Raw genomic sequence first — 13973 nt, 5'->3', positions numbered from 1 at the left:
GCAACATCCCATCGACAATTCGGGCAATCACGCCCGGCCCACGGGGGGCACAGCGCCAATCTGGTGCCGTGGGGCGGACCGCAAGGTCCGGATACAACAGTTCCCGGCGGGCAATACCCGCCAAAGTCTTGGAGGAGACAGTATATGAAACGCACTCTCATCGGCGCCGCCGCCATGATCACCACGGTCCTCGTGCCGCTCGCCGCCATGGCCGAATATCCCGAGCGTGACGTGCGCATGATCGTGCCGTGGGGCGCAGGTGGCGGCACCGACGGTATCGTCCGCAAGGTGACCACCCTGGCCGAAGACAACTTCGGCGGCACGATCTATGTCGAGAACATCGAAGGCGGCAACTCTGCCACCGGCGTCGGTCAGGTGATGAGCGCCTAGGGCGACGGCTACACGCTCGGCGCGCTGACCTACGATTCGGTCGTGACTGTGCCATGGCAGGGGATGCTGCCCAGCTACAAGATGGACAAGCTCGACCTGATCGCCCGCATCACCAGCGAAGCCGACGCGATCACCGTGGACGCGAATTCCGACTACAACTCGCTCGACGACCTCCTCGCTGCGGCGAAGGCCGATCCCGGCAAGGTCCGCATCGGGGTCCAGAACCTTGGCGGCCGCGTGCATCTTACCCTGCTCCAGCTTCAGAAGCTGACCGACACCGAGTTCAAGATCGTCTCCTACCCCGGTGGCGCCGCCCCGCAGAAAGAAGCCCTGCTCTCGGACGAAGTCGATGTGGTCATGACCTCGCTCGGCGACTTCGCCAACCTGATCGAAGACGGCACCGCCCGTGGCATCGTTGAATTTTCGGACGCCAAGAACCCAACCTACGACGTGCCGACCGCCGAAGAAGCCGGCGTCGACCTGCTCAACGGGTCGTTCATCGTGATTGCCGCACCCGCAGGCACCCCCGAGGACGTGGTGGCCAAGATCGAAGCCGCCTATCAGGCGGCCTATGAATCCGCCGAATTCCAGGACTGGCTCGCCACCATCGGCGTGACCCCGAACTGGCTCGTGGGTGACGAGCTCGACACCTGGGCCAACGACACCGCGCAGGGCCTGTTCACCGAGATGGACGCCTTGGTGGAAGCCGGCGTTCTGTCGAAATAACTCTGCCGACCACGACCTATGTCCTGATCCAAGCGGCGGCACCTGTCCGTCTCGGTGCCGCCCACTTACCCGGAGACCATGATGGCCGACCGTGCCCCGATTTGCAGGACCGGAGTCCCGTTGCCCCTTTTTCTACTGATCGTCACGACCGTCTATCTCGCCGCAGCCTTCGACATCCACTCGCAATTCGCGGGTAGCGGCGAAATGAGCTCGCGCTCGGTCCCGATCCTCACCGCCATCCTCATGTATGTCGCGCTGGCCGTGGTCTTTGTCGGTGAATTCCGCAAACCCACCGCCGACGGCAACCCGCGTGAGATGATCCGACCGCTGGTGGTGATCGTCGCCACCGCCGGATACATCGCGCTGTTCCGTCCGCTGGGCTACTGGCTCGCCACGCTGATCTTCTCGTCCGCGCTGTTCCTGATCTTCCGGTTCGAGCTGAAGCGACCCCATATGTTCGCGCTCTATGCGGTAGGGGTTACGGCGCTGTTCTATGGCCTCTTCGCGGGCATCTTCGGCGTGCGCCTGCCGACACTTACCGAGGGCTTCTTCTGATGCAGATCTTTCTCGACGTTCTTTCGGGCATGAGCGTCGAGCGACAAACTGATGATGCTGTGCCCTGACACCTCAGCAGCGCCGTGGCCGGAATGATCACTCGGCGAGGCAAATCCTGTAGACCCGACCCCGAGCCGGGTTTCTCTCTGAGATCACCCGCAGACCAAGCTTCTTCTTCAGCGATCCGGAGATCGCGCCCCGAATGGAGTGCGACCGCCACTCCACCTTCACTGCGATCTCTGCGACTGTGGTGCCACCCGGTGCCTGCAGCATGGCGATCAACTGCGCCTGTTTGGTGCCGGGGCGCAGGGCGGCGGCGATCACCTCGGGCTTGGCATCCCGCAACCCCGCCAACGCCTTGACCACCACCGGATCAATGCCGATTGCGACCTGCCCAGCTTCGGTGGCGATCAGCGTGGTGCCATGCCCGTCACCGGTCTCGCGCCAGAGCGGCTCGCCGCGCCGGATGTTGGCGTCGACCTCCTCGATAAGTCCCAACTTTACCATCCGCCCGATGGCCAACTTCGCTGCCGCGCCGTGCAGCCCGCCTGGCAGCGGCAGGCCGAGATTGCCCGGCCGGGCGCTGGCGCGGGTCAGGATCAGGGTCTGGGTGTCGGTGAGTTTGGTCATCATTGGCTCCGGTCATCGCCGCCTCAGGTCGCGGTCGGCTTCTACGGAGCCAAGCCCCACTTGAAGCGGGGCCGCACCATCGGTTCGGGTCTACACCTCAGGCGGCGAGGGCGGCATCATTGGTGCGGATGGTCTGGCGGGTCATATCGTCTCGGGCGGTCAGTCGCATTTGCTGAACACCATCACGATCGCTCTGATGCGCGACCACATCAAGAAACTCTTGAGCAATTTCATTTCTTTATAATCAATAGAGGCAACTGCAATGCAGGGCATGGGAAAGCGGGCCCATGCAGCCGATGCCGAGACGCGGTGGAACTGCGAGATTGAGCTTGCGGCAGCGACGAATCCGGGGGCGCGCAACCTTTGGCGCAACCGAACCAGCCGTTGCCAAAGGTGCTATCCGAAGACCAGTTCCGGCAGCACCGCCTCCCATTCCGCGCGGCGGATGCTGCTGCGGTATTCTTCCTCGTTATCGCTTTTGCGCCAACGTATGAGGGCGCCGATTTCGCCGCGCAGGAAGGTCAGGTTCTCTGGCGGGGAAAAGGTATTCGACATGCGGCCAAGTGCCACGCCGTTCTTGTCACGGATGAACCAGCGACCCTGGCTGCGGCTCAACGTGACCGGGTCACCCACCTTGCTGGCGACAATTGCGCCAAGCGACGGGCTGCCCTCGCCAAGCCGCCCGGCCCAGGACAGATCGACAAGCTTCATGTCGGGCATCACATATTGTTCGGACCGGGCTTGCAGGCGACTGCGATCCGGATCGACCGGCCTTTGCAGCAGACCCTCATGCGGCACGAGGAACGGGTGCGCGCCCTGCGTCATCACCGCCAGACTGCGCCGGGCACGGGTCATGGCGACATAGAAAAGGCGGCGCGGGGCGTCGGCATCCTCGCCCCTTGACGGCCTGTCCCAACCGCCGTCCAGAATGACCACATCGTCGAATTCCAGCCCCTTGGCGCGATGCGCGGTCAAGAGCAGCAGCCCGCGCTGTTCGCCCCGCGTGTCGCGTGCCCATTCGGCGAACCATTCGATCAGATCGGGCACGGGGATCGCCTTGTCCGCGATCTCGCGCGCAAGCCCGGCGATACCCTCGGCGATCAGGTCGATCCAGCGGTTGCGCGGCTGCCGGTTCAGCAGGTCGAGCAGATCCCGGATCGCAAGCCGTGCGGCAGGATCCTGCCTTAGCGCCGCAACGAAATTCTGCATCTCGCGCAGGCGCCAGATATTGGGCAGGCTTTCATTGGCCATCTCGACCGGGATGCCCATGGCCTCGGCATAGGCCCGGACCGGCCCCAGCCCCCTCCAGTCGCGCGAGATGATGGCCGTGCGCGACCAGTTCCAATCCTCATCAAGGTCCGGCAGGCGCGACAGGCGCAAAAGCTCATCGACCGCCGCCACGGCCTGCGCCGCACCGGAGGCACATTGCAACACCTGAACGCGACCCTGCGCGACCGGATCATGCTTCGCCAGTTCCCCGCCCGGCGGCTGCCTGTCGCGCTTTCGATCCACAACGATATCATGGCCGGTTTTCATGCGCGCTGCGGCAGGGGCGATGACCCTGTTCGCCGCCTCGATGATGTGGCGGGTCGAGCGATAATTCTCGATCAGGAATTCCGGCTTCGCCCGATAGTCGTCCTCGAACTTGCGGATGAAATCGACCGAGGCACCGGCGAAGGCATAGATGTTCTGGTCATCGTCGCCGACCGCAAACAGGCTGAGCCGCAGGTCGGGATCGTCCAGCGAGCGCCCGGCAATGGCAGCGATCAGAGCATATTCCTCGGGGCCGATATCCTGATACTCATCGACCAGAATCCAGCGATAGCCCTGAATCAGCGCGTCGCGTTGCGCCTCGGCCTCGGCCCTCGAAAGCCCTTCACCGTTCAGTTGCCGCACCGCTTCCATCACGATGCCATCGAAATCGTGGTCATCGCCCGCGGCACCGGCGAAGCTGGCCCCGACCAGCCGCATCGCCATCGCGTGGCAGGTCGAGACGGTAATAAAGGCTGCATCATCGCCGATCAGCATACGCAGACGGGCGCGGATCTCGGCGGCGGCGTGGCGATTATAGGCCAGCACGAGGATACCGCGCGGGTCCTCGCGCCGGACCCGGACCAGCCAGGCGATGCGGTGGACCAGCACCCGCGTCTTGCCCGAGCCGGGACCGGCCAGCACAAGCACATTGGTCTGTTCGCGGCTGTCCGAGACGATCTTCTGCTGGACCGGATTGCCCAGATCCTCGACGATGGATTTCCACGACGCGCCGGTGGTCTGGCGCTGCAACTCCATGCCGCGACCCGGCAGCCATTTCTTCTGGAACGTGTCGCGGTCGAGAAGAAAGTAATCCTCGGACAGGTTCTGCGCACGTGCGATCTCGGCTAGCCCCTGTTCGGCATAGGCCGCCATCACATGGGTCTGGACGGTCTGTTCGGTGTAATGGTCCTCCAGCGGGGCGAAATGCTCGACCGTGAAAAGGTCGCGCCCCGGGCGCAGATGCAGGGTCATCGCCGGGCGGAACACCGTCAGGCCCTTGCCAAGCGTCACCACCTCCTGCTCGTGCAGCCACAAGAGCGCGCGTTCCATCAGCTTGTTCGCATCCTTCACAGCGCCGCGCAGCAAGGCATCGCCGGTCAGGCTGGCCAGCAGGTCGCCCATCCTGGTTTCAACCTGCAGATCCTTGCCGCGCGTGCCCTTCCTGACCTTGCCGATCAGATGCGCCAGCAGCAGTTCCGCGCCCAGACGCCGGATCCTGGCCGTCTCGTCAACCACGGCCCATGACCGTTGCAGTTTGACCATCAGCGTATTGCGCGAGGCCTTGCGCAGGTGCAGATTGCCCCGCCCGCCATCCTGATCGCGCCCGTCGCGGGCCATGCCGCGCAGCAGTTTCTCGACGATATCGGGCCGCGCGGCGGCATGGCCACGATCTCGCAGCGCCTGACAGGTCTCGGCCAGATGCAACGGCATGGCCTCGCTGTCATCGGCATCCGGGGCGGCCTCGCGCATCAACGAGATCAGCGCGCCTTCAAGCCGCGAGGCCCCTGCAAGACGCGCTTGCGAATGACCTTCGACGCCGACATGAACGAAGATCGTCACCGCCAGATCGTTGCTGGCGATGCCAAGCGCCTCCAGATCGCTCATGGCCTTGTTCAGCCCGGCCCCGCTCAACCCGCTGACGCCGGTCAGTTCGTCGGTGGAGATGCCCTGATCGGGCGGCGCATTCATCAGGTGACGGACGATCTCCGTCAACTGCCTGCGACGGGTGCCGGTGATCGCGGCGCGTTCAAGGATCGCCCCGACCTCTTCCAGCTTGCGGATCCGCAGCGAGGAGGGAAAGACCTGCACCCGGTTTTCCTCGCGGCTGAGCAGCGTAGCCTCCTCCAGCCAGGACACAGCGGTCTTGACGCGGGTGTCGTCGGTGGCACTGTCGCGCACGAAGTCCTGATCGCGTTCAGCCCGGACAATCTCGCCTGGTGTCGCGACGACCTCGCCGTTCTTCGCGGTCTTCTCGTTCAGCCGCCGCAAGGCCTTGAGGATCGCCCCGATCTCGTGCCGCGCCAGTCGCGAGCGCGCCGAGAGCGAGAACTGCCGCTCGACATCCTCTGCCGAAAACAGCAGCACGCAATTCGCATGTTCGCGGTCGCGTCCGGCACGACCAGCCTCCTGCAGATAGTTTTCCAGCGATCCGGGAATATCGCCATGCACGACCAGCCGGATATCGGGCTTGTCGATCCCCATGCCGAAGGCGTTGGTCGCGGCGATGATCCGCAACGCGCCGACGCGGAAGCGTTCCTGAACGTCGCGCTTGGCCTCGGCCGTCAGCCCGGCATGAAAATGCTCGGCGGCCAGCCCTTGCTGTTTCAGGAATTCCGCCACCCGTTCGGTGGCGCTGCGTGTCGCGCAATAGACCACGGCGCCGGATGCGCCCTCGGCCGGCAGCCTGGTCTCGATCACATCCAGAATATCGGCCAGCTTGGTGTTGCGCTGTGTCTCGCGCACCTCGAAACTCAGGTTGGTGCGCACCGCGCCGCCATCCAGCAGAAGCAGGTCGAGGCCAAGCCGGGCACGGAAATGCTCTCGGATATCCGCCACCACCTCTGGCTTGGCCGTCGCGGTCAGGCAGAGAACCGGCGCAGGCGGGGCATCGCCCGAGGATTCCCTGATGAACCGACCGATATAGCGGTAGTCGGGCCGGAAATCGTGCCCCCATTTCGACACGCAATGCGCCTCGTCCAGCACCCACAGCCCGATCTCGCGCTGCCGCAGGACCGAGCGCACCGAGATGCTTCGCAACTGCTCGGGTGAAATCAGCAGCATGGCCGCATCGCCCATCCGCACCCGATCCAGCGCGTCCTGTCGTTCTGGCATCGACAACATGCCGTTGATCGTGACCGCTGACGAAATTCCCGCCCGCTCCATCCCCTGCACCTGATCCGCCATCAGCGCGACCAAGGGCGAGATCACAACGGTCAGCGCCCCTGTCCGGTCGAATTTCGTCAGCGCCGGGATCTGGTAGCAGACGGATTTTCCGGTGCCGGTCGGCAGGATGCCCAGAAGGCTCTGACCGCGCATTGCCTCGGTGACGATCCGCTCCTGCAACGGACGACCTGTCTGGGGGTCCGCGGGTTGCGGGCGAAAGGCATCGAAGCCGAACCAGCGGCTCAACGCCCTACCGGGGTCGCTGTGCTCGCGGCACCAGTCGCAATCCTGACTGTCGCAGTCATTGTCGCGCAGATCGTGGACGATCCGTGCGGCTTCGGGGAACTGCATCCGCACCCAGGGCGGCATGACGGAATCGCCGCCCGCGACCGAGATCCAGGACAGCGCATAGGCCATCGGCCAGCCAAGCTTTGGGTCCGCGAAACGCTCGAACATCTGCCCGACGCGGCTTTTGCAGGCCTGTCCGGCCAGCAGACGCAGGATCGCCTCATGGGCGGTGGCGGCAGGCGGCGCGGGCGCACCACGCACAAGACGAAACACGGCGTCGAAGCCGTCCATATTCTCGGCCCGCGTGGTCAGGAAGTGATAGGCCCGCAGATCGTCCGGCCTGTCGTCATTCAGCTGTCGCAAGGCGGCAAGCTGATCGCGCAGAACCTCGAAGACCAGCCGCGCATCCAGTTCGGGATCGTTCACATGACCGGCTTGCAGGCGCCCGTCGTGATAATGCTTCACGAGACGGTGATAGGGATTGCGCGGGAAGGCCAGCGGGTTCAGCCACAACGTATCGATCGCCCCCTGCGCCAGCGCCGCCAGCCGGGGCCGCGCCGCCACCAGATGCGGCAGGTCGTGGCGCAGGATGTTGTGGCCGATCAGACGGTCCGTATTGGCAAGCTCGCTTTCCAGCCGGTCGAGACTTTCATGCAGCCGACCCTTGCGCGACATGATCGCGGGCGCTTCGCCGCACCGAACCGCCGCAAGGGCAAAGATCTTTGCGGTCTTCGGATCGACCTCCAGGTCGACGGAAACGCAACGCCCAAGAAAGCCACGGTAATGTTCATCCATCGCAGGCGGGCGTCCGATTTCATTCTCAATCCTGTATTGCTCGGATCGTCGGAGAAATAGTCAGAATGGTCAATCCCGGCTGCGCCATCGCCAAGATACCGACGGCGATCCACGGCCAGGAGGGGCACCGGACGGCGGCCGAGACGATGGCGACCATCGTGGCCGATCTTCACACGATGAAACTGACCAAGGCAGCGACCAGATCGAAGAGCATAGCCATGAGACGCTGCCCTTCCATACTGGACACCCCTCACCCTCGAGCGATGATAAGGGGCAGACCCGAGGCCGCCTCTTACGCGGTCACTTCATCACGGCCGACACCTTGGCACGCGGTGGAGAACCCACCGCGTGCCGGTTCTCATCGATCAGTTTCCGGTCGCCACACCGCCGATTTCTTTCAACCTTGCCGTGACCTCGTCGCCGACGAGATCGTTACCCAGTTCCTGCCAGACCGGCTGCATTGCCTCGGCCCAGTTGGCCCTCTGTTCGGGAGTCAGTTCGTGAATCTTCACACCTTCGCCCGCCATGTAGGAAATGTCATCTGCATTGATACGGTCGTTTTCGACCATGTTCCATTCGGTCGCGGCGGCGAAAGCAGCCTCGACTTCGGCTTTCACATCGACGGGCATGTCGTCCCACCACATCTTGTTGGCACCGACCAGGTAGAAGGAATATTGAGGATTGGTCAGGATGATATCCTTGATGAACTGATAGCTGGACGAACCGCGCCAAGAATTCGGCGTCACCTCGCCCGCGTCGATCACACCCTGTTGCAGCGCGGTCGGCGAGATGATCTGCGCGGCACCGAACTGCAGCCCCTGAACCTGGCTTTGCTGGCCGAACAATGTGCCGCTGTGATGCAGCTCTATCACCATGGCCAACGCGGCGGAAACCGAACCACCTCTGCCCCTGATCGGCAAAGTCGAGACCGCCATTGGCGGCGACATGCAGGTCGTTCAGCCCGTGAAAGTGTCCAGCCCGGGGTGGGTCAGGAACGGCTCGACGCGGCCGCTTTCAGGGTCCATCACCATCAACCCATGGGTGAGATCGGCGATGAAGATGCGGTCGTCGCGGTGAATCTTCAGCCCGTTCGGTTCGCCATCATAACCCGCCGCGACCGAGAAACTGCCCTGCGCGTCGCATTTCAGTGTGATCCCATGGGGCCATCATCAGGCAGATCATGGCAAGTTTCGCAGGCTAGCTACCACGGCCTCGGCGAAGTTGCGCGTATCCAAAGCTCCGCCGAGATCTCTGGTTCGCGTTGCAGGATCGGCGACCGTTGCGTCAAGAGCATCCAAGATCGCCTGTCCAGCAGCCGCCAACTCCGCACTCTGACGCTCATTCCCCAACCAACCCAACAACATGCCGCTTGATCCGATCAGCGACGCTGGGTTCGCAATACCCTTGCCGGCAATGTCCGTGGCCGAGCCATGCTGGGCCTGCGCCATTGCGACGCCGTCACCCGCATTAAGCGACGCAGCCAGTCCGAGGCTGCCCGACAACTCGGACGCAAGGTCAGACAGGATATCGCCAAACATGTTGGTCGTGCAGACCACATCAAAGGATTCGGGGCGGCGCACAAAATGCGCGCAGGCCGCGTCGATGATGAGTTCCTCATATGCGACCTCGGGGTAACGCGTCGCGACGTCCCGGCAACAGGACAGAAAAAGCCCGTCCGTGACCTTGAGCACGTTTTGCTTGTGGACGACGGTAACCTTCTTGCGGCGTTGCATCGCGCCGGCAAAGGCAGAATCGACAATACGCATGGAGGCATGGCGGGTGATTCGACGCATGGCCAATGCCACATCTTCCGTGACCTGCACTTCGCCAGTCCCGGTGTACATGCAGCGATCCGCGTAGAAGCCCTCGGTGTTCTCTCGATAGATCACCATGTCAAATTCTGCGCCGGTGGCAGAGTTCAGTCCTTCACGCGTCCTCGCCGGCCGGATATTGGCATAAAGGTCAAGACGCTTGCGCAACTCGCCCGAAGGGTTGAGCCCGCCCTGCTCGCGGGGCGGATAGTCGAGATGCGAGACCGGCCCGAGAATCAGGGCGTCGGCTTCTTTCGCCTTCGAGAAGGATGCTTCCGGAAAGGTCGAACCATAGGTCCTCAAGGCGGTAAATCCGATATCGATCTCGGAATATGTGAAGCCGAAGCCGTATTTCCTGTCGACGGCCTCCAGAACCAGCCGGGTCGCGGCGCAAATCTCGGGACCAATTCCGTCACCGGGCATGAAGGAAATTTTCATCGAAGGTCTCACTTTCAGCTGTCAGGTCGGCGGCTTGCATCAGCCGCGGCTGTTGAATTGTCTTTCCCGGGACGCGCGGTCAGGAAAATGCGCGCGGCGGCTAGCGGTGTTGTTTCTGTTCCTCGGCCAGAAGCGTCGCAAAGCGATAGAAACCGTGGACCATCTTGGTGAAGGGCAGCAGCACGAAGAACGTCAGGACGGTGCCGAGATGGAGTGCCAGCAAGACCGGAACCGCCGCGGTGCCGGTCGCCGCATAAAGCGCGAGGCCGGTGGCGCCAGTGGCTCCGAGCAGGAGGACGAACGCCATCTCGCCACCCCAGACGCGGGCCGCGCCAAGCGCGGGATCCGCCTTGGTCTTGAGCCATGCAAGTCCTGCACAGCCGGCCGTCAGCAGGATACCGCCAGGCACGCCAAGCAGCTTTGGCAGGCTGAACGGCCCATAGGGTGCGTGCAAGGCGAAGACGTAGTGCAGGATCGTTCCGGCCGAGGTCGCGGCAAAGCACAGCAGGAAGCCATACATGACCGCCTGATGAAACCAGCGGCGCCGGTCGGAATAGCGGTCCTCGCGCTCGAAGTTGCAGCCCTGACCCTGTCCCCCGTCGAGGTTCTTGAGCCGCGCCGCCGACTTGCCCGCATTCACAACCTCGCGCCACTGCAGGCGTTTTCCGCCGATCTCGCGCCAATAGGCCCGCAGGCTGATCGCGAGCGCTGCAAGTGGCAGCAGAAATGCCGGCAGGAACAGCGCGACCATGGCGCCATGTGTCAGATAGGCATAGAAGCCGTGGCCGGTTTCGGGGCGCAAGGCTTGCAGCATCCCGAAAAGAAGGGCGAAACCCGCCACCAATGCCGCCGCCACAGCGACCCCGCATTCATGGAAGAACCGGGCCAGCGGGCGCGGCCAGGCGTGACGTTCCCAGCTTTCCTGCCGCACCTCTGCCAATATGGCCGGAAAATTCAGCGCGAATTCGTGCGGGGCCGTGTACTGACAGGAATAGTAGCAGCCCCGGCAGTTGTGACAAAGATTCGCAAGATGCGTGATGTCGCCATCGGCAAAGGCCTTGTTGCGGGTCAGAGCCGGGAAGACCGAGCAGAAGCCTTCGCAATAGCGGCAGGCGTTGCAGATCTCGGTCTGGCGGCGTGCTTCTGCGATGAGATCAGTTGACATGGGCTGCGGCCTCCCGACCTGCGATGCGTCCGAAAACGGTTCCGATGGTCATGCCGAAGCCAGCCAGATAGCCCTGACCCAGAATGGACCCGGCCATGATTTCACCTGCGGCAAAAAGGTTGCGCACTGGTCCCTGCGCCGTGTGGACCTGCGCCCGGTCCGAGACCTTGAGGCCCAGATAGGTGAATGTGACACCCGTCTTCAGCTGATAGCCGTAATAGGGGGGCGTATCGATCGGCCGCGCCCAGTTGGTCTTAGCCGGCGTCACCCCGTCGGTCGACAGCCCGTCAAGCTCGGTCGGGTGAAACGGGCCGTCGCGGCAGGCGGCGTTGAAATTCGCAACGGTGCGCGCCAGGCTGGCGCCATCAAGGCCCATCTGAACGGCCAGTTCCTCGATCGTGTCGGCGCGGTTGGGTGGGAAAACCGATGGCATGAAGAGGTCGATGGATTTCGCGTCGATGATCGCATAGCCGACCTGATCGGGTTGCGCTGCGACCAGGCGGCCCCAGATGGCATAGCGTTTGGGCCAGACATCCTCGCCCTCGTCGTAAAAGCGCTGTCCGTCGCGGTTGACGACGATGGAAAAGGGCACGCAATCCAGCCGGGTGACGATGCCCCCGTCGAATTTGGGCGCGCGCCCGTCGATCGCGACGGCATGGCATTGGGTCGGGTCGCCGACGGTTTCGCAGCCCTGATCCAGCATGTCGCGCAGCACCACGCCCCGGTTATAGGGCGTGCCCCGGATCAGGAAATTCGCCGCCGCCGGTCCCCAGGCACGGGTCAGCCATTCGGTATCGGCCTGAAAGCCGCCCGAGGCCAGAACGGCCGCGCGAGCCTCGATCCGCCGGGTTTCGCCGCCGATCCGCGCCTCCAGATGCGTGAAACGGTCGCCCTCGAGATGCACATGGGTAACCTCGGCCTCATAGACGACCGTGACGCCCAGATCCTCGGCCGTATTGTAATAGGCGTTCACCAGCGCCTTGCCGCCGCCAAGGAAGAAGGCGTTGGTGCGCGACAAGGACAGCGTGCCCGACAGGGACGGCTGGAAGCGGACGCCATGCGCCTCCATCCAGGGCAGGCATTCCTCGGATGATCGGATCGCAAGGCGGGCCAGCGGTTCGTCGGTCTTGCCCTTGGTCACGAGCATCAGGTCGTCGAAATACTCGTCCTCGCCATAGCTGTCGGTCAGAACCGATAGCGGGCCGCGATGCATGCAGCGGAAATTCCGGGTGTGACGGCTGTTGCCGCCGCGATAGGGCCTGGGCGCGGATTCCAGGATAAGGACGCGCGCGCCGGCTTCGGCCGCCGTGATGGCCGAACACAGCGCGGCATTGCCCCCGCCGACAACGACAATATCCCAAGGCCCCTCTAATGCCATATCGGTCATGAAATTCCCTCTTACTGGATCAGATACTCAGGGCGCGCGCGCACTCGGAGCGCCCCGAGCCGGACGCGGTGGGCGGCCTTGATATGCGCGCCGTTGCTCTGTGGCCCGTTTTCGGGGTCGGCAATTCCGGCTGACTTGGACATGCGATTGATCTCTCCCGTCTTGTATGCGCGTGTATACTGTTGGATACATAACGAGTCAAGCCGCACAAAGGGAAGATTGCGCAATCCTGCCGGCAGGCAGGTCGCTCACGCCCAGAAGGTCGCTGTGGCGGCGCTGGATTTGGTGTTGTTTGCTTTGCCGGGGGCGGCCCTCTCGCCTCGGGGCCCTGTCCGACTGCCTGATCTGCCGCGCCAGATGCCGGGACTGTCCAGCTATCCTTGCCAGACTTCGGGGTTGATCACATGGATCGGCGCGCCCGCCGCATATGCGTTGATCTGATCGTAGATATCGGCGAATTGCAGATCGAGCTCGTCCTCGGTCACATAGCCGATATGGGGCGTGGCGATGACATGGGGATGCGAGACCAGAGGGTCCGCGGGATCGCGCAGGGGTTCGGTCTCGAAGACATCGACCGCCGCCATGCCGGGCCTCCCCGCATTCAGCGCTTCCAGCAGCGCGCCCGGCTGGACCAGCCCGGCGCGCGAGGTATTCACGAAAAGCGATCCGGGCCGCATCGCCGCCAAGTCATCAGGGCCGATAATGCCGTGCGTCGCGGGTTTGAGACGAACATGAAGGCTGACGATGTCGCAACCGGCAAAAAAGGCCCTGCGGTTCTGCGCGACCGCCTCGCCGTCAGACCTTGCCCGCGCGCGGCCCTCCTCGGAGGCCCACCAGATCACCTCCATCCCGAAGGCGCGCGCATAACCCGCCACCGCGCGGGCAATGCGCCCGTAACCGTAAAGCCCCAGCACACGCCCGCGCAGCGATTTTCCGACACCCATCTGCCATTGACCCGCGCGCAGGCTGGCCATCTGCTGCGGGATCTGGCGCATCGCGGCGAGGATCAGCCCGAATGTCAGTTCGGCCGCCGCATAGGACGGGGTGTCGCCGTGCATGTTCGACGACAGCAGAATGCCATGGGCCGAACAGGCCGCGACATCGACATGCGGATAGACGCTGCGCTGCGAAATCAGGCGAAGATCGGGCAGGCGCGCCAGAAGATCGGCGGTGATCGCCGTCCGCTCACGGAACAGGACCAGGGCCTCGGCCCCCCGCCACCCCCTCGACAGGGGTTCGGGCGCGGGCAGGGGGTCGGGGCCGGCTTCCAGGACCGTGGCCGCCGCCGTCAGCCAGGCTGGTGGGCTGGGCTTCAGCCCGGGGTCATCGGTGAGGGGGGGGCGGGCCGCCACCGGCGCGGACACGCTGGCTT

General features: G+C 63.9%; 9 protein-coding genes and 1 pseudogene. 3 read left to right on the top strand and 7 right to left on the bottom strand.

From position 1 onward, the window contains the following. The first annotated feature begins 144 nt into the window (after positions 1-144). The 3 genes and pseudogenes from Q0330_RS19065 (at position 145) to Q0330_RS19055 (ending at position 1671) form a co-directional block, all read left to right on the top strand. Positions 145-390: a hypothetical protein gene (locus Q0330_RS19065; RefSeq protein ID WP_299483458.1), complete on the top strand. Its 246-nt coding sequence runs from the start codon at positions 145-147 to the stop codon at positions 388-390. A gap of 15 nt (positions 391-405) precedes the next feature. Then, positions 406-1116 (top strand): annotated as a pseudogene (locus Q0330_RS19060) (tripartite tricarboxylate transporter substrate-binding protein); the annotation flags it as partial. A gap of 81 nt (positions 1117-1197) precedes the next feature. After that, positions 1198-1671, top strand: a complete 474-nt coding sequence (locus tag Q0330_RS19055) for a tripartite tricarboxylate transporter TctB family protein (RefSeq protein ID WP_299483456.1) — start codon at positions 1198-1200, stop codon at positions 1669-1671. Positions 1672-1767: 96 nt separating this feature from the next. On the opposite strand, the gene Q0330_RS19050 is transcribed toward Q0330_RS19055, so the two are convergent. From Q0330_RS19050 to Q0330_RS19020, 7 genes are all read right to left on the bottom strand, one after another. Further along, entirely contained in the window at positions 1768-2301 is a 534-nt protein-coding gene (locus Q0330_RS19050; RefSeq protein WP_299483454.1) for a DUF3489 domain-containing protein, read from the bottom strand. A gap of 396 nt (positions 2302-2697) precedes the next feature. Beyond that, positions 2698-7800 carry a RecQ family ATP-dependent DNA helicase gene (locus tag Q0330_RS19045; RefSeq protein WP_299483452.1) on the bottom strand — a complete coding sequence of 1701 codons (5103 nt, stop codon included), beginning with the start codon at positions 7798-7800 and terminating at the stop codon, positions 2698-2700. A gap of 365 nt (positions 7801-8165) precedes the next feature. Continuing rightward, positions 8166-8675 (bottom strand): hypothetical protein, encoded by a 510-nt coding sequence (locus Q0330_RS19040; protein ID WP_299483450.1) that lies wholly within the window; start codon positions 8673-8675, stop codon positions 8166-8168. A gap of 303 nt (positions 8676-8978) precedes the next feature. Next, positions 8979-10049 (bottom strand): isocitrate/isopropylmalate dehydrogenase family protein, encoded by a 1071-nt coding sequence (locus Q0330_RS19035; protein ID WP_299483448.1) that lies wholly within the window; start codon positions 10047-10049, stop codon positions 8979-8981. 100 nt (positions 10050-10149) lie between these two features. Then, positions 10150-11214 carry a tricarballylate utilization 4Fe-4S protein TcuB gene (gene tcuB, locus Q0330_RS19030; RefSeq protein WP_299483446.1) on the bottom strand — a complete coding sequence of 355 codons (1065 nt, stop codon included), beginning with the start codon at positions 11212-11214 and terminating at the stop codon, positions 10150-10152. Continuing rightward, positions 11204-12592 (bottom strand): FAD-dependent tricarballylate dehydrogenase TcuA, encoded by a 1389-nt coding sequence (tcuA, locus tag Q0330_RS19025; RefSeq protein ID WP_299483506.1) that lies wholly within the window; start codon positions 12590-12592, stop codon positions 11204-11206. Before tcuA ends, tcuB begins: the two co-directional genes overlap by 11 nt. 383 nt (positions 12593-12975) lie before the next feature. After that, positions 12976-13965 (bottom strand): D-2-hydroxyacid dehydrogenase family protein, encoded by a 990-nt coding sequence (locus tag Q0330_RS19020; RefSeq protein ID WP_299483504.1) that lies wholly within the window; start codon positions 13963-13965, stop codon positions 12976-12978. Positions 13966-13973 lie beyond the last annotated feature (8 nt).

The sequence above is a fragment of the uncultured Paracoccus sp. genome (assembly GCF_937873615.1).
Taxonomy (GTDB): Bacteria; Pseudomonadota; Alphaproteobacteria; order Rhodobacterales; family Rhodobacteraceae; genus Paracoccus.
This window is presented reverse-complemented; position numbering and strand designations above follow the sequence as displayed.